The organism is Flavobacterium sp. CR10, assembly GCF_055814415.1.
Window position 1 is genome coordinate 2,711,995 of sequence record NZ_CP185985.1, and the last position, 20,402, is coordinate 2,732,396.

Annotated in this window: 18 protein-coding genes and 2 pseudogenes; 5 read left to right on the top strand and 15 right to left on the bottom strand. The window is 33.4% G+C overall.

Features of this window, described 5'->3' with window-relative positions; translation table 11 throughout:
- Window positions 1-40: 40 nt before the first annotated feature.
- The 4 genes from ACNRYB_RS12055 to ACNRYB_RS12070 all read right to left on the bottom strand — a co-directional run bounded on the left by ACNRYB_RS12055 (window position 41) and on the right by ACNRYB_RS12070 (window position 4,396).
- Complete coding sequence (locus ACNRYB_RS12055) at window positions 41-685, bottom strand: alpha/beta hydrolase (protein ID WP_473730210.1); 645 nt, start codon at window positions 683-685, stop codon at window positions 41-43.
- Between the two features lie 131 nt (window positions 686-816).
- Window positions 817-1,143: a membrane protein gene (locus tag ACNRYB_RS12060; protein ID WP_008462543.1), complete on the bottom strand. Its 327-nt coding sequence runs from the start codon at window positions 1,141-1,143 to the stop codon at window positions 817-819.
- Window positions 1,144-1,147: 4 nt separating this feature from the next.
- Window positions 1,148-2,398: a dihydroorotase gene (locus ACNRYB_RS12065; protein WP_473730211.1), complete on the bottom strand. Its 1,251-nt coding sequence runs from the start codon at window positions 2,396-2,398 to the stop codon at window positions 1,148-1,150.
- A 69-nt stretch (window positions 2,399-2,467) separates the two neighbouring features.
- Window positions 2,468-4,396, bottom strand: a complete 1,929-nt coding sequence (locus ACNRYB_RS12070) for a BatA domain-containing protein (RefSeq protein WP_473730212.1) — start codon at window positions 4,394-4,396, stop codon at window positions 2,468-2,470.
- Window positions 4,397-4,643: 247 nt separating this feature from the next.
- Between ACNRYB_RS12070 and ACNRYB_RS12075 the strand changes: the two genes are divergently transcribed.
- Window positions 4,644-5,756, top strand: coding sequence for a lactonase family protein (locus tag ACNRYB_RS12075; protein WP_473730213.1), 1,113 nt, complete (start codon window positions 4,644-4,646; stop codon window positions 5,754-5,756).
- Window positions 5,757-5,901: 145 nt separating this feature from the next.
- Here the strand turns inward: ACNRYB_RS12075 and ACNRYB_RS12080 are convergent, their stop codons facing one another.
- Complete coding sequence (locus tag ACNRYB_RS12080; protein ID WP_473730214.1) at window positions 5,902-7,248, bottom strand: DEAD/DEAH box helicase; 1,347 nt, start codon at window positions 7,246-7,248, stop codon at window positions 5,902-5,904.
- Between the two features lie 214 nt (window positions 7,249-7,462).
- Between ACNRYB_RS12080 and ACNRYB_RS12085 the strand changes: the two genes are divergently transcribed.
- Complete coding sequence (locus ACNRYB_RS12085) at window positions 7,463-8,083, top strand: hypothetical protein (RefSeq protein WP_473730215.1); 621 nt, start codon at window positions 7,463-7,465, stop codon at window positions 8,081-8,083.
- Window positions 8,084-8,099: 16 nt separating this feature from the next.
- Here ACNRYB_RS12085 and ACNRYB_RS12090 read toward each other — a convergent pair whose 3' ends face one another.
- From ACNRYB_RS12090 to ACNRYB_RS12100, 3 genes and pseudogenes are all read right to left on the bottom strand, one after another.
- On the bottom strand, window positions 8,100-8,864 hold the full coding sequence (locus ACNRYB_RS12090) for a TIGR02757 family protein (RefSeq protein WP_473730216.1): 765 nt from the start codon (window positions 8,862-8,864) through the stop codon (window positions 8,100-8,102).
- A 121-nt stretch (window positions 8,865-8,985) separates the two neighbouring features.
- Window positions 8,986-9,435: pseudogene (locus ACNRYB_RS12095) on the bottom strand (ABC transporter ATP-binding protein); the annotation flags it as partial.
- 210 nt (window positions 9,436-9,645) lie between these two features.
- Window positions 9,646-9,864, bottom strand: a pseudogene (locus tag ACNRYB_RS12100) (ATP-binding cassette domain-containing protein); the annotation flags it as partial.
- Between the two features lie 391 nt (window positions 9,865-10,255).
- On the opposite strand from ACNRYB_RS12100, the gene ACNRYB_RS12105 reads away from it, so the two are divergent.
- Entirely contained in the window at window positions 10,256-10,552 is a 297-nt protein-coding gene (locus ACNRYB_RS12105) for a hypothetical protein (RefSeq protein WP_473730217.1), read from the top strand.
- Here ACNRYB_RS12105 and ACNRYB_RS12110 read toward each other — a convergent pair.
- The 6 genes from ACNRYB_RS12110 to ACNRYB_RS12135 form a co-directional block, all read right to left on the bottom strand.
- The gene (locus ACNRYB_RS12110; RefSeq protein ID WP_129748630.1) at window positions 10,549-10,851 is read right to left on the bottom strand and encodes a DUF6787 family protein; all 303 of its coding nucleotides are present in this window, start codon (window positions 10,849-10,851) and stop codon (window positions 10,549-10,551) included. The genes ACNRYB_RS12105 and ACNRYB_RS12110 overlap by 4 nt on opposite strands.
- A 31-nt stretch (window positions 10,852-10,882) precedes the next feature.
- Window positions 10,883-11,317 (bottom strand): DUF6146 family protein, encoded by a 435-nt coding sequence (locus tag ACNRYB_RS12115; RefSeq protein WP_473730218.1) that lies wholly within the window; start codon window positions 11,315-11,317, stop codon window positions 10,883-10,885.
- Between the two features lie 196 nt (window positions 11,318-11,513).
- A complete protein-coding gene (locus tag ACNRYB_RS12120; RefSeq protein WP_129748632.1) occupies window positions 11,514-12,077 on the bottom strand; it encodes a DUF937 domain-containing protein in 564 nt (187 codons plus the stop codon).
- Between the two features lie 103 nt (window positions 12,078-12,180).
- On the bottom strand, window positions 12,181-13,131 hold the full coding sequence (locus tag ACNRYB_RS12125; protein WP_129748633.1) for a D-2-hydroxyacid dehydrogenase: 951 nt from the start codon (window positions 13,129-13,131) through the stop codon (window positions 12,181-12,183).
- A gap of 105 nt (window positions 13,132-13,236) precedes the next feature.
- Window positions 13,237-14,307, bottom strand: a complete 1,071-nt coding sequence (gene serC, locus ACNRYB_RS12130) for a 3-phosphoserine/phosphohydroxythreonine transaminase (protein WP_473730219.1) — start codon at window positions 14,305-14,307, stop codon at window positions 13,237-13,239.
- 93 nt (window positions 14,308-14,400) lie between these two features.
- Window positions 14,401-15,474, bottom strand: coding sequence for an acyl-CoA reductase (locus ACNRYB_RS12135; RefSeq protein WP_473730220.1), 1,074 nt, complete (start codon window positions 15,472-15,474; stop codon window positions 14,401-14,403).
- Between the two features lie 193 nt (window positions 15,475-15,667).
- Between ACNRYB_RS12135 and ACNRYB_RS12140 the strand changes: the two genes are divergently transcribed.
- The gene (locus ACNRYB_RS12140; RefSeq protein ID WP_008462559.1) at window positions 15,668-16,018 is read left to right on the top strand and encodes a 4Fe-4S dicluster domain-containing protein; all 351 of its coding nucleotides are present in this window, start codon (window positions 15,668-15,670) and stop codon (window positions 16,016-16,018) included.
- Window positions 16,019-16,189: 171 nt separating this feature from the next.
- A complete protein-coding gene (locus ACNRYB_RS12145; protein ID WP_473730221.1) occupies window positions 16,190-17,353 on the top strand; it encodes a hypothetical protein in 1,164 nt (387 codons plus the stop codon).
- A 186-nt stretch (window positions 17,354-17,539) separates the two neighbouring features.
- Here the strand turns inward: ACNRYB_RS12145 and ACNRYB_RS12150 are convergent, their stop codons facing one another.
- Window positions 17,540-20,242, bottom strand: coding sequence for a TonB-dependent receptor (locus ACNRYB_RS12150; protein ID WP_473730222.1), 2,703 nt, complete (start codon window positions 20,240-20,242; stop codon window positions 17,540-17,542).
- Window positions 20,243-20,402 lie beyond the last annotated feature (160 nt).

Consider the following 20,402-nt stretch of genomic DNA (forward strand, 5'->3'; position numbering starts at 1 on the left):
GGATTTAGTGTAAACTGCGACTGAGAACTGCGACTGAAAACTAACTAAGCAGCCAATTCTTAAAATCAAAGAAATTCTGAGGTGCAACTCCATGTCCAACAGGGTATTCTCTGTAAGTAAGAGGAATATTTAATTTTTCTAAAGCGGCAGGTGTTTTTCTTGCCCATTCAATAGGAATAACTTGATCGACAGTTCCGTGTGAAGCGAAAAATTTTAAGTTTTTGAAATCATTATTTTCAAAACCTTCTTTGATGATTTCTTCGTTAAAATAACCGCTCATTGCCACAACTCGCTGAATTTTTTCTGGATAAGAAAGTGCTGTTGCATAACTTAAAATTGATCCTTGACTGAATCCGATTAAAGTAACATTGTTGGCATCAATTGGGTAATTTGCTACTAATTCATCAATAAACTTTGCAATTAAATCTCTTGAAGTTTTTGCTTGTTCGTTGTCTGAAAATTTATTTTGATCTGCATCAAAGTTGATGGCATACCAAGCATAAGCGCCATATTGTAAATCGTAAGGTGCTCTTGCAGAAATGATGTAATAATTATCTGGAAGTTCAGAAGCAAAAGAGAATAAATCGGCTTCGTTGCTGCCGTATCCGTGCAATAAAAGCAATAACGGATTTTTGTCTAAAATTACTTTTGGTTCTCTTATTTTATATTCTAAAGATAGATTCATTTTTTAATTGTGAATTGTAAGTTGTGAATTGTAAATTTTTAGTCTCAGTCGCGGTTTCCAGTTCTTGACTTTGACAAAGTTTTGGCGTTTTTAGTTTGGAATTTGGTACTTAAAAATTGGAAATTTAAAAATTAACCAATTTTTTTAAACCATTTCTGAAATAAATTTCCAACTAAAGGAATTGGTCTCATTTGCCCTTGAATAGCATTAAAAATACCAAAAGTCCACAGGATTGAAATACAAATCCACATTGGGAAAGTAATGAAGAAACTATCGAAATTACTAATGATTGCACCCAAAGAAATAAAGGTTAAAGATAATCCTAAAGATTGGCGGATATGAAAAGAAGCAAAACTATTTTTGTTCTCAGAATTCATGCTCATGGCGATTAAAACACCAATAATTAGAATATAGCTAGTTATAGCAATTGGTTTTCCTTCTTCGACTGAATTATTCATTTTATTATTTTGTAACTAATTGATTTTGATTGAAAATTCCGTAAACAGAACCTTTAAGTTCAGTTCCTAAGAAAGCAGAATTTTTTGATTTTGAAAGGATGTTTTCCTTTGTAAAAGTTGATTTCCCTTCCGTTGTAAACAAAGTTAGGTTTGCTTTTGCGCCTTCTTTGATTGTAAGATCTTCGAGGCCAAAAACATTTCTTGCAGCAGTTAATTTTTTTACGATTGTTTCTGCTGGTAAAACCGTTAATAAAGCCCCAAAAGCACTTTCTAAACCAATTGTCCCATTTTTGGCAGTATCAAATTCCATTTTTTTGAATTCAATATCAATCGGATTGTGATCTGAAGTAATCATGTCGATAGTTCCATCAGCAACGCCATTAAGCAAAGCTTGTCTGTCAACCTCAGTACGCAGTGGCGGCGTTACTTTAAAACGAGTATCGAAACCATCCAGTTTTTCATCCGTTAAAACCAAATGATGTACAGATGCGCTGCAAGTTACGTGTAAACCTTTTGCTTTAGCTTCTCTAATTAATTCAACCGATTTCGCAGTAGAAATGGTCGGAATATGGAGTTTTCCGCCTGTATATTCCAATAAAAATAAATTTCTCGAGATTTGAAGTTCTTCCGCCAAATTTGGAATTCCTTTTAAGCCTAATCTTGTAGAAACAATTCCTTCGTTTACAACACCATTTCCTTTAATGTTTGGATCTTGTGAATAGGCGATTACCAATCCGTCAAAATCTTGTACATATTGCAAAGCAATTTTCAGAATGTTAGCGTTGTCGATGCTTTTATTGTAATCTCCAAAAGCAATTGCTCCTGAATTTTTCATGTCAAAAAGTTCTGCCATATCTTTTCCTTCGCTGGCTTTAGTCAAAGCGCCTATTGGAAAAATTTCTGTAGCAAAACCATTTGCTTTATTTTTTACAAAATTTACCTGAGATTGATTGTCAATTATTGGCAATGAATTTGGCTGTAATGCGATTGCAGTAAAACCACTTTTTGCAGCAACGTTTAATCCGTTTGCGATAGTTTCTCTGTCTTCGTAACCTGGCTCACCTAGCGAGACACTGCTGTCAAACCAGCCTTGAGAAACATGAAGATTTTCAAATCGTACCACTTCTGCGTCATCGTTTGGAAGCGAAACGCCTATTTTTTCTATTAAACCATCTGCAATTAAAAGATCAACGGTCTGGTTGTGAAACGGACTTTTTGAGTCGATAATTTTGGCGCTTTTGATGATGAGTTTCATATGTAGATATTTTTTTGTCGTAAAATGATTTTTGTAAAAAGTAAAATGCCTTTAAAAGAAGCGCAAATTCTATTTCACAAATTTTATAATTGCCATTTCTAATGCTAAAAATAACAGTGCAAAGATAACAAACCATTTCCAAATTTGGCTGTCAGTTCGCTCAGTTTGTAGTGTGTTAAAAATAGTTGAAATGGTATCGGCAGTTTTAAAATCAGAAACCACATTGGTGTTTACTTGGCTTAAATCGCTTTCGGTTCTTTTGTAATTGAAACTGATATTTTCTACCCATTCTTTTTTGTCAAAAACACTGTAATTTCCAGCTGTTTCAGGAAAATCATTAAAGGTTAATTTGACTTTATTATTTAAAATCTGCTGAACAGGAATAAACGAATCTTCTGTTCCTTTTACTTCCAAAATAGCATCTTTAGTCAATAAAACATCAACAAAATAAGGCTGATTATTTCCAATTGTCAAAGCATTCACGCCAGTTTTCTGATTGTTTTGCGCAATTTTATAAAATAACGGAACAATTAAAGGTGATTGCTGGAAATTGGAATTTGCACTATTTATTGGCGCTGTAAAAACCGTTATCCCAGAAACCTGACTTTGAACGGCTGTTACAAAAGCAGTTTGGTCTTCAAACGAAAGAACAGCTGGATACGAACTCGAAACGGCAAACGAACTGTTTACTTTCGGATATTGAAAATTGGTTATTTTGTTTTCAAAAACGCCAGAAAATAACGGATGGTCAAAATTAATTTTAGTGATCAATTTAGGATTCGTTTCCAAATTTCCAAATTGAATTTTTCCAAAATTACCCAATAAAGCGTTTAAACTCGAAAGAGAAGTTTTTTCAGATGGAATCACAACTAAATTTCCTCCTTTAGAAACAAAAGCCTTTAAAGTGGTTTGTAATGCTTGCGGAATATCAACCAGTTCATTTAAAATAATAGTATTTTGTTTTTCTAAACTATTATAATCTAAAGAACCGATTGGATAATTGTTGTAATTAAATTCTGCTGAAGTATAAATTCTCGATAAGAAATTGCTTTTTTCAGGTTCACCGATGCTGATAACGTTTGTTTTTTTGTTTTTAGAAATGCTGAAAAACAATTTGTTATCATAAGTCAATCCATTGTCTTCAATTGCTACATATCCGTGAAAAGCTTCTTTCGGGATAGTAAAATTGATTTTCTTTTTTTTAGCGTCAAAATTGACGATAGTTTTGGCAATCAGTTTATTTTGATTATAAAGCGCTGTTGAAACTGGTTTAAAATCTTCGCCATAAGCCGATAAATCAATGCCAATTTCATAGAAATTTTCCAAGGTCTGATTGATGTAAACGCTGTCAATAGAAACATTGTTTTTTTGCTCCGCTTCTGGAACAATAAAGTATGGTTTTTCTTCGAAATCTATATTTTGAATGTCTTTTTCCTTTAAACCGACAGCATCAGTAATAATGACAATATCTTTTTTATGAGCCGATTTATGCGCTTTTATTTTGGCTGAAATTGCAGAAAGATCAAAAGAAGAAGCGCTATATTTTAGGTTTTGCAAAGCGCTTTTAGAAGATTTTATATCTGTGTTCCAAAAATTCTCGGTGTTGGTTAATAATGAAAACTGAGTGTTTTCTGGAGTTTTTTCAAGCAGTTCCTGAACCGCTCTTTTTAATAATTCTCCTTTTTTGCCTTTTGCTTGCATACTGAAAGAATTATCCAGTACAATATACATCTCGTTTGAAGCGTTCTTACTGTCGGCTGCTTCAAAAAAAGGTTGTGCAAAGGCAATAATGGCGCAAGCAAGCAATAATAGACGAGTAGCTAATAAAAGACGTTTTTTGATTTTAGAACTCTTACGAGTCTGAATAGCAAGTTCTTTTAAGAAGCGTACATTGGTAAAATAGGAAGTTTTAAATCGTCTTAATTGAAATAAGTGAACCAAAATTGGAACGATCAATAAAAACAGAAAGTATAGAATTTCGGGATGTTTAAAATGCATTCTGGCTTCGATTTACTTCACTACGTTTTGTTTTTCGCGAAGATGCTGGTCAAAAATACGAATTAAAAATTTATTAAACCATATAAGTTCATGTAAGAGATTATAAGTAAAGTCGAAAGTCAGACTTATATAACTTATAGGGTTTTAAAAAATACCAAAAAATGAAACTTTTGTAAATTCTTTGTGATAAAGAATTTATTTTGAACAAATATTATTGCTTATTTTAGCTAATTCAAAAAAACAAACTATGAAAAAAATATATCTAGTGTTATTTTCAGCTTTATCATTAACCACGGTTAAAGCTCAAAATAAATTTAACTTACTGGTTGGAACTTACACCAATACTTGCCAAAGCAACGGAATCTATGTATATGAATTTGATGCTTCTACAGGCGATTATAAACTAAAGAGTTCTTCGGAAAATGTTGTTAGTCCGAGTTATTTATCGGTTTCTGCAGATAATAAATTTATTTATGCTGTAAACGAAAATGGAACACAAAGTACAGTAAGTTCTTTTTCATATGATTCGCAAACGGGCAAAATCAATCTTTTAAATAAAAATGATTCTTTTGGAGCAGATCCTTGCCATTTAATTAATGATGATAAAAATGTAATTGCTGCCAATTATTCTGGCGGAAGCATTGTTGTTTTTAAGAAAAATCCAGATGGAAGCATTACAGAAAAACAACAGCTTATTCAGCATGAAGGAAAAGGGCCAAATGCGGCGCGTCAGGAAAAAGCGCATGTGCACATGGTTATGTTTTCTCCAGACAAAAAGTTTGTTTTGTCAAATGATTTAGGTTTGGATAAAGTGTTTATTTATAAATACAACCCAACTTCAAAAAATGAAATTCTGACTTTAAAAGGTAGTGTTGATGTAAAACCGGGAAGCGGACCAAGACACTTAACTTTCAGTAAAGACGGAAAATTTGTGTATTTAGTTCAGGAATTGGATGGAACTTTAACAACACTAAGCTGGGATAAAACTGGAAGTTTAAAAGTAGTTGCTGAAACAAGCATTCTTCCAAAAGACTTTAAAGGCGGAACGGGTGCAGCTGCAATCAAAATTTCACCTGATGGAAATTTTTTATACGTTTCAGACCGTGTTGATGCAAATGCTATTTCGGTTTACAAAATCTCTAAAACAGGAAGTCTGGAATTAGTAGAACAGCAAAGCACATTAGGAAAAGGTCCACGTGATTTTGCAATTGATCCAACAGGAAATTACCTTTTAGTAGGCCATCAATATACTAATGATATAGTTATTTTTAAAAGAGATATCGCAACAGGAAAGATTGTAGATACTGGCAGAAGAATACAGTTGTGTTCGCCAGTGGGATTGTTGTTTACGAAAATATAGAGAAAAGTTGCTAAGGTTCTGAGACGCTAAGCTTCTAAGATTAAAAAAGGGTAAAGATTTATTTAAAATCTTTACCCTTTTCATATTTTATAGAAAAAAAACTTAGAACCTTAGCATCTTAGTTGCTTAGCATCTAAAAAAACACTTATTTTTTCTTCTTCTTCTCGTTTCTTGTCTTCAACATATTTCTGTTGACAGAACCGTGAGTTTTCTTTTTTGTTTTTGAAGGACCACCAAGATTGACTTTTTGGTTCTTTTTAGATTTTTCGTGAAAAGCGCCATCACCTTCTAGTTTTGGTTTTTTCATTAAAAACTTTCTTGGCAGTTTATCTTTTTCAGCTTCAATAAGCTTTTCTGAGATTTCAACTTCTTCAGGGAAATCAGCGATTTCAAGTTCCTGATCCATTAAAAGTTCCGTTTCAATTTTGAATTCTTCTTCTCTTGGAGTAACAAAACTGATTGCTGTTCCCGTTGCGTCTGCACGACCTGTACGACCAATTCTGTGCATGTACAATTCTGGCTCTTCCGGAAGTTCAAAGTTAATTACGTGTGTAATGTTAGAAATATCCAAACCTCTCGCCATAACGTCGGTTGTAATTAAACCGCGAAGATTTCCTTCTTGGAATTCAGCCATTGTACTCAAACGGTAATTTTGAGATTTGTTGGAGTGAATTACGCCAAATTGTCCATCAAAAAGCTCGTCAATGCGATTGAAAAGCATATCTGAAATCTTTTTGTTGTTTACGAAAACTAGAATACGACTCATGCTTTCATCGGTTTCCAATAAATGTTTCAGCAGATTTACTTTGGTATTGAAATTCGGAACATTATAAGTGATCTGAGTAATTTTTTCAAGTGGAGTTCCTGATGGTGCTAATGTTACTTCTTCAGGAAAATCAAAATAATCATTTAAAAGATCATCAACTTCGTCTGTCATCGTTGCCGAGAACAAAATATTTTGACGTTTAGTTTTCATCATCGCAAAAAGCGAAGTCAGCTGTGGTCTGAAACCTAAATTCAGCATTTCGTCAAACTCGTCGATAACCAGTTTTTGTGTTTCGTCAAAACGAACTACAGCATCTAGCGCTAAGTCCATTGTACGTCCAGGCGTTCCAACAAGAATGTCAACACCTTCGTAAACGGCTTTTTTTTGTGTATTGATGTTTACACCTCCATAAATTCCAAGAGTTTTAACCGACATGTATGTAGTCAGTTTTTCTATTTCTTCAACTACCTGAACTACTAGTTCGCGTGTTGGAACTAGAATTACAATCTTTGGCGTATTGGTATGAGTAAATTTGTAAAGTTTTAAAAGAGGCAATAAATAGGCAAATGTTTTACCTGTTCCGGTTTGTGCAATTCCCATCATATCACGTCCAGACATGATTACAGAAAAAGATTTTTCCTGAATAGGAGTAGGCGTAACAAATCCTAATTCGTCAACTGCTTTTTGTAATGATTTTGGAAGATTAAATTTTTCGAAAGTGCTCATTTGCTTTAAATTTTGTGCAAATGTACGTTAAAATGATGGTTAGAGCACAAGATTTTTCGAATCTTCTAAGATTTTGTTTGGTTAATTGTTTGATTTTCAGTTTTTAAAATGTTTTTTATTCTTGTTTAAAAGTATCTACTGTGTTAAAATGATCTGGCGATTTTTTTAATATTTTTGAAAAAATAAGAAAAAGAAAGATAATAGATTAAACAAGATGGCAACATATTCGCAAACCAATATTAAATGTAATGATGTTCAAACTGTAGCAAGAGAACTAAAGAAATATATGCGAATTGGCAGAGAAAAATGGTTTGATACTAGAAAACCATGGTTTTATAATGTGCCACACGATGAAAATTCTTTTGATGGTGATAATCTAACAATAGTAGTTTCAAAAATCGATAGTGAGGATTGGGTTGAAGTTGAGTTTGATTTTCAGGTTGGGGTGTACTTTTTTGATGAAATTTTGAAATTAATTTCAAAAAATCTGAATACTGAGATTTTGCTTGCCTACTATCAGACTACTAGCGGTCAAGGTCGGTTAGCGAAATTTAAAAATGGGAAATTGGAGTTGTCTTATTATGAAAAGTATCGTTATGAAGTTATTATTGAAAACAATGTGAGAACAACAAAATCCAACTATGTGGCAGATAATTTTGGGGTTTCTGGTTCGGATATCGAATTGCTTAAAAACACAAAATTGGATGATGAATCTCTAATAATTGATTACGATTTAATAAATGAATTTTATAAAGCAGAGGGCTTGAAAGTAGATTCAGGGAAAAATATATTTTCTGATTGGGATTACTTGCATTTAGAGCAATTAAAAAAATAATTACCAGTTTAACAATTTAGAAACCTTCAAAAACACCCAATCCAAACAAAGCAAAATCATATTTTACAGGATCTTGAGCATCCATTTCTCTTAATTTTGTATCTAATTCTAATAAAGCTTTGGCATCATTTTGCTTACGCGAAAGAATGCCGAGTTTGCGCGCTACATTTCCAGAATGAACATCAAGCGGACAAGATAAAACAGCAGGAGAAATGCTTTTCCAGATTCCTAAATCGACTCCTTTTGCATCTTGTCGCACCATCCATCTCAAATACATGTTGATTCTCTTCGCCGCTGAATTGTTTAATGGATCTGAAATGTGTTTCTGAGTTCGAGCTAAATGATCTGTTTCGAAGAATATCTTTTTGAATTCGCTGATGCTTTTCTGCAAACTGTCTTTTTCTTGATTTTTAGCAAAGACATTTTCTAAACCGTTGTGGTTTTGGTAGATATGTTTTAAGCCTTTTATAAAACCTGCAAAATCATTTCCGTTGAAAGTTCTATGTACAAATGTTTCCAGTCTTGCCAAATCTTCATCAGAATGTGACATGACGAAATCGTAAGGCGTGTTACCCATTAATTCCATCATTTTATGAGAATTCTTAATGATCATTTTACGGTTTCCCCAAGCAATTGATGCGCTAAGAAAACCAGCAATTTCAATATCTTCTTTTTGGGTAAAGAGATGCGGAATCTGAACAGGATCGCTTTCTATAAAATCCTGATTGTTATATTGAATGACTTTTTCGTCTAGAAATTCTTTGAGTTCTTTTTGGTTCATGTTGAAATGAAATCTTCTTATGTATTTGAGTGCCCTAGCCCTGATGGGAGCGGCATCCTTTTTCTGGCTTCTTTAGCCAGGAAAAGATATAGCGGACAGCAGGAAATAGCTCCTGATTATTTTAATTGCTAATCTGTCCATCAACCATAACTAATTTTCTGTCAGCCATGTTTGCCAATTCTTCGTTGTGGGTTACAATAACAAAAGTTTGTCCGAATTCGTCTCGAAGTTGAAAAAACAGTTGGTGTAAGTTTTCTGCAGAATGTGTGTCCAGATTTCCTGAAGGCTCATCTGCGAAAATTACATCGGGTTTATTGATTAAAGCTCTTGCAACGGCAACACGCTGCTGTTCACCGCCCGAAAGTTCGTTAGGTTTGTGGTTGATTCTATGTGAAAGTCTGAGATAAGTAAGGAGTTTTTTTGCTTCTTCTTCTGTTTCGGCTGTTTTTTTGCCTGCAATGTGAGCCGGAATACAAACGTTTTCTAAGGCTGTAAATTCAGGCAAAAGTTGGTGAAATTGAAAAATGAATCCGAGATTTAGGTTTCTAAAGTCGGATAAAACTTTGTCTTGTCTGCTTTTCTTTTTGAAGTAGCGATTATAGTAAAATAATAATAGTAAAGTTGGTGTGAGGATTACTGCCCATGTGCCATAACCGAATATATCGTTTTCTACTTTACTTCTAAAAAACAATACAAATACTGCCAATAAAACAAAATAAAGTGCTCCCAACCAAGTAATGATTTTAAAAGCTTTTTCTTGATTCGAACTTTCGTTTTTTATATTTTGAAGCTCTAAAACGTTTTTGCCGTTAATAGTCAGAGATGAATCTGGATTATGGTCTGGTTTGTCTAAAGTCCCTAAAATCTGCAATAATGTCGTTTTACCAGCGCCCGAAGCACCAACAATAGAAACAATTTCACCTTTTTTGATATGTAGATCGACTCCTTTTAGAACTTCAAGTTTGTCGTAGAATTTATGTATGTTTTTTGCGTGTATCATGTAATGAAACTGTTTTTACAAAGAAACGAAGATTATCATTATAATCAAATCCCAATATTTTTTAAATTCCAAATTCCAAAAGAGCGAAGCGATTTTGGAAAATCTAAAATCTAAAATCTAAAATCTAAAATCTAAAATCTAAAATCTAAAATCTAAAATCTAAAATCTAAAATCTAAAATCTAAAATCTAAAATCTAAAATCTAAAATCTAAAATCTAAAATCTAAAATCTAAAATCTAAAATCTAAAATCTAAAATCTAAAATCTAAAATCTAAAATCTAAAATCGGTACGTAAATTGATATGGGAATGTTGGAAATTAAATTTAATAAATAAGTAAGATTACTTTAGAGAATTATTTTTAATTTCGATTAACTTAAAAATGAATGTGTTATGCAAGATTTAGAAGTCGCACAAGATAATAGAATGTCAAAATTAATCATCGGATTGGTTTTGGATGGAATTGGTATGATTTCTTTCTCGATTCCGTTTTTGGGTGAGTTCTCTGATGTAATCTGGGCGCCTATTGCAGGCGTAATTATGGCGAGAATGTATAAAGGAAGAGTAGGGAAGGTTGCCGGAGTTTTGACTTTTCTAGAAGAAATTATTCCTTTTACAGATATTATTCCATCTTTTACTTTGACATGGATTTATACTTATTTTTTTCAGGGAAGAAAAACGGCGGTTTAATCTTTAAATAAAAATCCAAGTCCCATGTTTTTAAGCATTTTCTTTTCGAAGTTCCAAAAGAATTTAAATTGCCCAAAAACAGTTCCTATAGCAACCAATAAAATCTGATAAATTGGGAAGATAATAATAAGACGGATAAGTGTAAACCAGCCTCCAAAATCTTCTTTGGTAATTCCCAGCCAAACGCAGAAAGGTTTAGACAGCCAAGCAGATGCCGATCCTGTGATGGCAAAAACGATAAATATAATTATGGCTTGTAAATTTGAGGTGATTCCCCAGCGTTTTTTTAATCTGTTCATTGCTATTTGTAATGATTACAAATATAGTATATTATCTTGAAGGAACGTTACCCCAAAGCTTTTGTTTGTAAGTATTTTGGAAATAAATCATGTAATTGTAAATTAAATAATTTACTTCGTAGCCATAATGAATGTCTGGGCGGTAGTCAATAGACATTTCGTACAAATTAGGATTGTAGCGCTGTGGCTGTAAGACACGATTGTTCCATTCTGTTACATATAGATAATTTTTGTTTTCGAGATATTGCAAGGAGTGATAGTTTCGCGGATAGGCGCGAGAGGCGAGCCAGTTTGTGAATCCATTATCGATAATAATGACTTCGTATTCTAATGAATCATTTGCAATTCTGACAGTATCACCCCCCTTTTTGTTTGCAGCAACATCGGTGCTAGAAATATTCTTAGAAGCTGTAGAACACGCAATAATGGTAAATAAAACAATTAATATAGAAATGCCTTTTTTCATAGTTTAAATTTACGGATTAATTGCGAAAAGAAGAAGAGTTTTAACAAGGTGATAAGATTCTGAGTTTCTAAGTTTTTGAGTTTCTGAGTTTTCTTTCGAGATGCTGAATGTAATAAATAAAAAAGCTGTTTGCAGAGCAAACAGCCTTAGTACTTAATATCTCAGGAGCTCAGAAACTTAGAGTCTTAGTATTTAACTATTTACTTCCAAAAAGTTTTCCAATAAAACCAGCGATTCCTCCTTTACTTTTGGTAACTACTAATACATCTGCAACATCAACTTTTCCGTCGTTGTTTTGGTCAAGTCCAAATTGCATTCCGTATTTAGAAATCGTATCCATTATTCCAGAAGCTTGTCCGCTGTTTCCAGAAATAGAATTTATAATATCTGAAATTTGAAAACTGCTATCGTTTGGATCTTTTGCTTTATTGACTAAAGAGCCTAATATCTGCGGAATTAAATTGGAAGCAACTCCATTTGAATCTGCACTACTCAAACCAAATTTTTCTCCAAGATTTCCGCTCAATTGCTGTTGGATTTGTTGAACAACAGGATTTGAACTGTCTATTGGAGAGTTTCCATTAAATAATCCGGCGATCTGATCTGTGTTTCCCTCAGAAACAATCTTTTTTAATCCTTCAAAAATAGAACTGCTTGTTTCGCTTATTACGGCGTCATTATGTTCATTTGGAACAGCGTTATTGTTTACCACAGCATCGCCTCCGTATTGCTGTACTAATTGGGTTAATTGTTCAAACATGATATTTAGGGTTTAGATTATCAATCAAATTTAAACAAAAAAAGAAAGGGATTTATTAAACAGTGTTAATAAATCCCTTTCTAAGTAATTTGATTATAGTTAATTAGCTTAACAAAGTAATAATTTGTGATGCTAATTCTGTACCAATTCTATCCTGTGCTTCTCCTGTAGCAGCTCCAATATGAGGAGTTAAAGAGATTTTAGAGTGCATTAAGATTGCCATTTCTGGTTTTGGCTCGCTTTCGAAAACGTCTAAACCAGCAAAAGCAACTTTTCCTGAATCTAAAGCTTTTACAAGAGCAACTTCATCAATAACACCACCGCGAGCACAGTTTACAATTCCAACACCATCTTTCATGATTGCAAGTTCTTTTTCTCCAATGATGTAGCCATCTTGAGCAGGAACGTGTAATGTGATGAAATCTGCTTCTTTAAATAAAGACTCTAAAGATTGAGAAACAATTTTAGTTGTGATTGACTGTCCGTCAAAAAACTCAACTTTTACGTCTACTTCAGGAATAAAACTATCTGCAGCGATAACTTTCATTCCAAGACCTAAAGCCATTTTTGCTGTAGCTTGTCCGATACGGCCGATACCAACTATACCTAGAGTTTTTCCTCTTAATTCAGTTCCGTTAGCGTAAGCTTTTTTCAAGCCGTCAAAGTTTGAGTCACCTTCAAGAGGCATATTTCTGTTAGAATCATGTAAAAAACGTACTCCAGAAAATAAGTGTCCGAATACTAATTCTGCAACAGACTCAGAAGATGAAGCAGGAGTATTAATTACATGGATTCCTTTGCTTTTTGCGTAATCCACGTCGATATTATCCATACCAACACCACCACGACCGATGATTTTGATTCCAGGACAAGCATCGATAATATCTTTACGAACTTTAGTTGCGCTACGAACTAAAATTACGTCGATATTGTTTTCATTTATATAGTTAGCTACTTGTTCTTGAGCTACTTTTGTAGTGATAACTTCAAAACCGCCTTTTTCTAAGGCTAGAATTCCGCTTTTAGAAATTCCGTCATTTGCTAATACTTTCATTGTTGTGTTTATTGTTTATTTGGTTAATCGTTTAATTGTTTAATCGATCAGCCAATTTTCGTTTTTTCTTTTTTTTGTACTGTAAACTGTAACTGCGACTGAAAACTAAACTTTAGTTTCTAATGCTTTCATTACGTCAACTAAAACTTGCACGCTTTCAATTGGCATAGCGTTGTAGATAGAAGCTCTGTAACCACCAACAGAACGGTGTCCTGGCAATCCAGAAATGTTTGCAGCTTTCCATAAAGCATCAAAAGTTTCAGTATGTTCAGGATTGTTCAATAAGAAAGTTACGTTCATGTTTGAACGATCTTCTACTTTAGCTGCACCTTTAAATAATGGGTTTCTGTCGATTTCAGCGTAAAGCAATTCAGCTTTAGCATTGTTTAATTTTTCGACAGCAGCAATTCCGCCTTTTTCTTTAATCCATTGTAATGTTAAAAGAGAAACATAAACAGCAAATACAGGTGGAGTATTGTACATGCTTTCTCCTTTAATGTGTTTAGCGTAATCTAGCATGCTAGGAATTGTTCTTCCGTTTTTGCCTAAGATTTCTTCTTTAACCACTACTAATGTAGTTCCAGCAGGCCCCATATTTTTTTGAGCTCCAGCATAGATTAAATCGAATTTAGAAAAATCTAATTCGCGTGAAAAAATATCAGAACTCATATCGCATACAACAGGAACATTTGTTGTTGGGAATTCTTTCATTTGAGTTCCAAAGATGGTATTGTTACTTGTGCAGTGGAAATAATCAGCATCAGCTGGAATTTCGTAACCTTTTGGAACATAAGTATAATTGTCTTCTTTTGAAGAAGCTACGACAACAGTTTCACCGAAAAGTTTAGCTTCTTTGATTGCCGCAGTTGCCCACGTTCCTGAATCTAAATAAGCAGCTTTTCCGTTTTCTTTCATTAAGTTATATGGAGCCATTAAGAATGCTGTGCTGGCACCACCTTGTAAAAATAAAGCCTGATAACCTTTTCCTTGAAGTCCTAATAATTCTAAAGCAAGGGAACGAGCTTCCTCCATAACCGCAACGAAATCTTTGCTTCGGTGCGAGATTTCAAGGATAGATAATCCTGAATCATTAAAATTTAAAATTGCTTTTGATGCCTTCTCAAAAACTTCCTGAGGTAAAATACTTGGTCCTGCGCTGTAGTTGTGTTTTTTCATGGTTGTTGTTAATAGTCGAAAATTTTAAAGACGCAAATTTCGGTAATAAGAGCCGAAAAAGCGTTAAAATATTCGAAATAATTAAACAATTTATTACTTTGTTGTTAACAAAAACGTTATAGTATCGACATTGTCTGCGTAATCCCACAATTGAGGTTTTTGCGTCTCGCCAAATGCAATGCTGTTTTGGGTTAAATTATTGCTGACAATGCATTGAATTTGATCTGTGTCATCCTGAAGTCGTTTTTCTAATTCTTCAAGGTTTTCGTAGTATTCATAGAAAACACTTGAAATTGGTGATGCGTAACTGGAATCTTCTTTTAAAGTCAGAAATCCATTATCTAATAATTTAAAATTACTCATCAAAAATACAGCTTTATTATAATCATAATTATTGGCGTATTTTTCATAGTGAATAACGTCTTGATATTTGAAGATTGCCTGAAAAAAAGCATCAAAAGAATAACCTTTCGGTACATAAAGTTTAGAAACATTTCGGCATCCTAAACCAAAATATCTAAAAATATCTTCGCCAAGAGCTTCTAAATCTTCATTGGTTTCTTTTCCAGTTAAAATCGCTGCCGAATTTCTGTTTTTGCGAATAATTGATGGTTTATCTTTAAAATAATACTCGAAATAACGAGAAGTATTGTTGCTTCCAGTGGCAATTACAGCATCGAAGTTTTCTAGTTTTCCTTCTACAAAAGTGATGCGGTCTTTTAGATTTTCATCAACAGCAATTAAATATTTAGCCAAAAAAGGCAATAAATGCTGATCATTTGACGAAGTTTTGATTAAAGCTTTATTTCCCGTGATTAATACTGATAAGAAATCATGAAAACCAACCAATGGAATGTTTCCAGCTAAAATTAAAGCAACAGTTTTTCCATTTTTATCATCCTGAGCGGAGTCGAAGTAATAAGCAGAAAGCCATTTGTCAATGTTTTCTTTTGTTAGCGCTTCGGCCCAAGATTGTATAGAGAAATATACTTGTTCAGGAGTATACCATCCATTATGAGATTGTGAAAGACGAATTAGATTTTCGAAATCTTCAAAAAAGATATCATTATATAAAACGTCAGATTTTTGTGAAGAAGCATCTTCAGAAAACTGACTTAAAAATTTTCCTAATTCAACAAAAACACTTTTTTTTGTTTCTAATGTCATAATGTTTGTTTATGAATTGTTTTGATTGTAATTTTGCACAAAAATAAGCATAATTAAGTCGAAAGACAAAAGTGGAAAGTCGAAAGTCCTAAGTTGAAAAGACTTTAATATTTTTACTTTAAATACTTTCAAACTTTATGACAAATTTTATGGCTTTATACTTTGTGACTTTTAAACTTTAAGACTAAAAAAGATGGCAATTATTATAACTGACGAATGCATCAATTGTGGGGCTTGCGAACCAGAGTGCCCAAATACAGCAATATATGAAGGAGCAGATGATTGGAGATATAAAGACGGAACTAGTCTTTCTGGAAAAATAGTTTTACCTGACGGAACTGAAGTTGACGCTGATGATGCGCAGACTCCAATTTCTGACGAAATCTATTATATAGTACCAGGAAAATGTACAGAATGTAAAGGTTTTCATGATGAACCGCAGTGTGCTGCTGTTTGTCCGGTTGACTGTTGTGTACCTGATGATAATCATGTGGAAGACGAAGAAACTTTATTGCAAAGACAAGCATTTTTGCATGCTGAATAAATGTTTCATACATCCTATAAATACAATCCCGAGGCTTATATCTCGGGATTTTTTTTTACCCTGATTTCAGGTATTTTAAAAAGTCAGTTTCTTGATAGTGAATGTTTTATTTTTAGGCTATTGCTTAATTGTTAGAAAAATAATACTTTAGTTGAAAAAATAACAATGCCTATGAAGAGATTGCTACTTTTATTTGTTGTTTTGCTCAATTGCGTAAGCGTTTTTGCACAAAAGGAGGAGTATTCTATTATTGTTAAGGATATAGAAACTTTGGAGCCAATACAAAATGCTACGGTTAAAATAATGAAAACCCAACAGATTTTATTGAGCAATGAAGAAGGAAAAGTTACTTTTATGCTGACAGGCGGATCTAATGTTCAGGTTTCTGAAACTAATTACGAAGATTTGACTGTGCGCTGGACTTCTTTAAATGGAGATCAAAAATTTGTTGTTTATTTAAAGAGTAAAAACAATAAATTGGATGAAGTGGTTTTGTCTAAGGAATCTCCAGAAAAAATACTGCGGAAATTGGTTAACAATTCTACAAAGAAAATTAGTATCTCTCATAGGCAGAAAGTATATGTAAGAGAGTTTTTTATGCTCGACAATCAGTATACGTATTATAATGATGGATTGGTGAATTTTCAATTTGATAAAAATAATAATGCAACCACTTTACTGGTTGAACAAAATCGTTCCTACGGATTATTAGAAGCAGATGTAAGTGCTGATTTGAAAGGGTATAACTTGAATGATATAATGGGGAATTATTTGAGTTTTAAATACTTAGAGCCTTTGTTGGATTCTAAAGCAAAAAAGGAGTATGATTTTACAACCAAAGGACATTCTAAAAACAAAGATTATTATGTAATGTCAGTTGTTCCGTTGGATAAAGCCAAAGAAGCAATTGATAATTTTGAAATCATTTATGATCCTTTAAAAAAGATTATTGTAGAATTTACTATTTCTGTTACACCTGCAACTCTTGATAAAGTGGAAGAGAAAACAAAAGAAGGTGAAAAAAACATCACAAAATCGTTTGTTAAAGTAAATTATAGATGGGATGGAACCGATTATTATGTATTGAGTTCAAATGAAGAGATTGGTTACAATGTTGTTTTAAAAGATAAAACTAAAAATATTCAAGTAAGAAATAGTTTTGTAACAACAGGTTTCAATAAACAGAATTTCACTTACAACGAAAGTGATGTCTTTAAAGAAAAATCACTTTTTAATAAGAAAAACAAAATTCTGACGAATTACTGGGACATTTCGGGATTTACAGCAACCGATGAAGAAAAAGCAATCATTGCCTCTTTGGAGTTTAAATTGTAATTATAAATAGAAATGAAAAATCCTGAATATTATGTTCAGGATTTTTTTGTTTTGATAGGCTGAGCAAAGTCGAAGCCATTATGATTTGTGATATACTTTGTAGAGTTTCTTTCGTGTCCTTCGACTCCGCTCAGGAAGACAAAAAAACTCATTCAATTGTCAGGCTGAGCGGAGTCGAAGCCCTTCTTAAAAATTAAATCCAAGTCTAGCATAGTAATAAGCTCCGCTGAAACCCATTTGTACGGCATCCCAATAACCTCCAGCTTCAACCCAGTCATCTTGTTGATCAGGATAAATGTTAAATAAGTTATTTGCTCCAATGCTAATTTTAGTTGATTTGGAAAGTTTAAAACCTAAAGTTAAATCAGTTACAATTTTTGCTCCGTAAGTGTCAGTTGCCGCTTTCTTTTGGTTTGCAAAAACTTGTTCGTCAGTTTCATCTGGAGAAGTTCTGTAGTCCTCTGGATCTTCATCCATTTGATAATCTAAAAGTTTTACGTCGCTGAATCTCGTAAAGGCAAGTCCTGCATCAAACCATTTTCTTCCATAATTTAGGTTAAGTCCAAATTTGTTCGGAGGAGCTGAAGCCAATAAAAATGCTTTATCACGTTCTCCAAAAAATGTTTTTTCGTCTAAGGTTCCATTTTTTACTTTGTCAATTTTCATATCATTGATATTTCCAACAAGAGTTGCGCTAAAATGGTTCTCATTTATTGTTTTTTTCCATGCTAACACAATATCCAAACCTTTCGTTTTTGTATCTACTCCATTCACAAAAAACTGAGCCTTATCTATATTTCCTGGCAAAGCAGATGCATCAAAATAACCTGTTAGTACGATTCTGTCTTTTACATTAATTAAATAACCATCAACAGTTGCTGTGAAATCGCCATAGCTAGCAGTAAACCCTAATGAGGCATTTATTGCCTTTTCTTCGTTTAATTTTTGAATTCCAAAAGCTCTAGTTACTTCACTATCATTTGAGGCCAATAATACTTCTGTCGCTCCAGCTGAACTAAAATTGGTAAAACGCAAATTATAGTAAATTTGAGCTAAAGATGGTGCACGGAAGCCTGTGCTTACAGAACCTCTTAAATTTAAGTAATCATTAATTTTAAGCCTTGAAGCTAATTTACCGTTTAGAGTACTTCCGAAGTCGCTATAATTTTCAAAACGAACAGCGCCACTAACCATTAATGCTTTTGTAATATCTAATTCGGCATCAGTATATAATGAGAAATTGGTACGGCTTTTATTGACTTCGTTCAAAGGACTGTATCCTGGGAAACCTTGAGAGCCTCCCGGTCTTGGCTCTCCAGATATCGGGTCGATTGGAGCGCTTTGGGTTGTTGGATCTGTAATAGGTTTTCCGTTTGTGTCATAAGTAGCGTATGAACCTTCTTCGCCAGCAAAAATTTCAAATTGCTCTACTCTGAATTCTGTTCCAAAAGCAATATTTAAACCTTCTAAAATGTCTTCATAGTTTTTAGAAACATCTAAATTTGTAGTATTTTGAAGTAGGCTGTGGCCTCCTGCATCAAACTCGTGTGGGGATTTTTCTTCAAGTGATGCATTTATAGTTCCTTTTATATCGTAATGAAATTTGTTTTTTCCGAGAGTATTGCTAAAATCCCATTTCCAGCCTCCGCCAGATTCGGTTCTTATTCCTGCTGCGATTGAGTTGTCATTGATTTTTGATGTAATTCTTGGGGTATATCCGCCTGGATACACAGATTCAACAACTCTTTCTCCGTCATTTCTGGTAAAAGCATAAGCATCAGTATCTCTAAAATTGCTTCCTCCAAAAGCATAAAACTCAGTTTTGTCAGCTATTGGAATAGCAAGATTCACAAATAAATTTACACCTTGGATTTCGGCTTCTCCAAATCCTTTTCTGAAGTCAAAACCAGGTCTTAATGTTTTATTTTTATTCAAAAATTCTCCTGTTACATTTACATAACCACCTTTAGTTCCAATCTTTGTTCCATAATTGGCTCCTATTTGAACTGATCCGCCATCAAAATCTTGATTTTTTCCAAATGAATTTCCATTGCCGTGCTGGTCTAATCTATAATTTTTTGTATTGGCAGTTCCTTCTGGGAAATCACCTTTCGCATGAGTATTAAAGGCGCCATAAGTTACAGAACCAGTAAATTGATCAACGCTATCATTAGTTACAATATTAATAACTCCAGCAATAGCGTCAGAACCGTATTGTGCTGCTGCACCGTCTCTCAAAATCTCAATTCTTTTGATTGAAGAAGCAGGGATAGCATTCAAATCTGTTCCTGTGTTTCCACGTCCGCGAGTTCCAAATAAATTGATTAAAGAAGATTGATGTCTTCTTTTTCCGTTAATTAAAACCAAAGTCTGATCTGGTCCCATACCTCTCAAAGAAGCCGGATCGACGTGGTCAGCGCCATCAGATCCCGATTGTTTATTGGCATTAAATGAAGGCGCTACATATTGTAACAACTGATTAATTTCGATTTTTCCGCTTTGCGTCGTAACATCTTTTACATTGATTACATCAATAGGAACGGCCGAGTTTACAACGGTTCTTTTTGCATTTCTAGAACCAACGACTACAACGTCATTTAAGACCTGACCGTCGTTTTCGCTTAATGTAATACTTATTTTATCTCCTGAAGCTGCTTTTTCAACTGTCGTAAATCCTACATAACTAAAAACTAAAGTTGCACCTTCTTTTACTTTTATTCTAAAACTACCCTCAAAATCAGTAGAAACACCATTTGAAGTCCCTTTTTCGACAATGTTTACACCTGGCAGTGGTGCACCGGTCTTATCTTTTACAATACCCGAGACCTCTTTTTGTGCAACGAGAAATGCTGAATTCAGCAGAAATAACAATAATGCAATCTTTTTCATGGTAAGTGGTTTTTTGGTTTGTTTTTTGTTGATCAGTTTTATAAAAGTAATCTTTTTTAACAAAATATTAATAAAATGTTTAAAAATTTCATTGCATATGTCTAAAATTATATTATTGAACATTTTTACTTCGCGCAAGAGCTATTAAATCTTATATTTG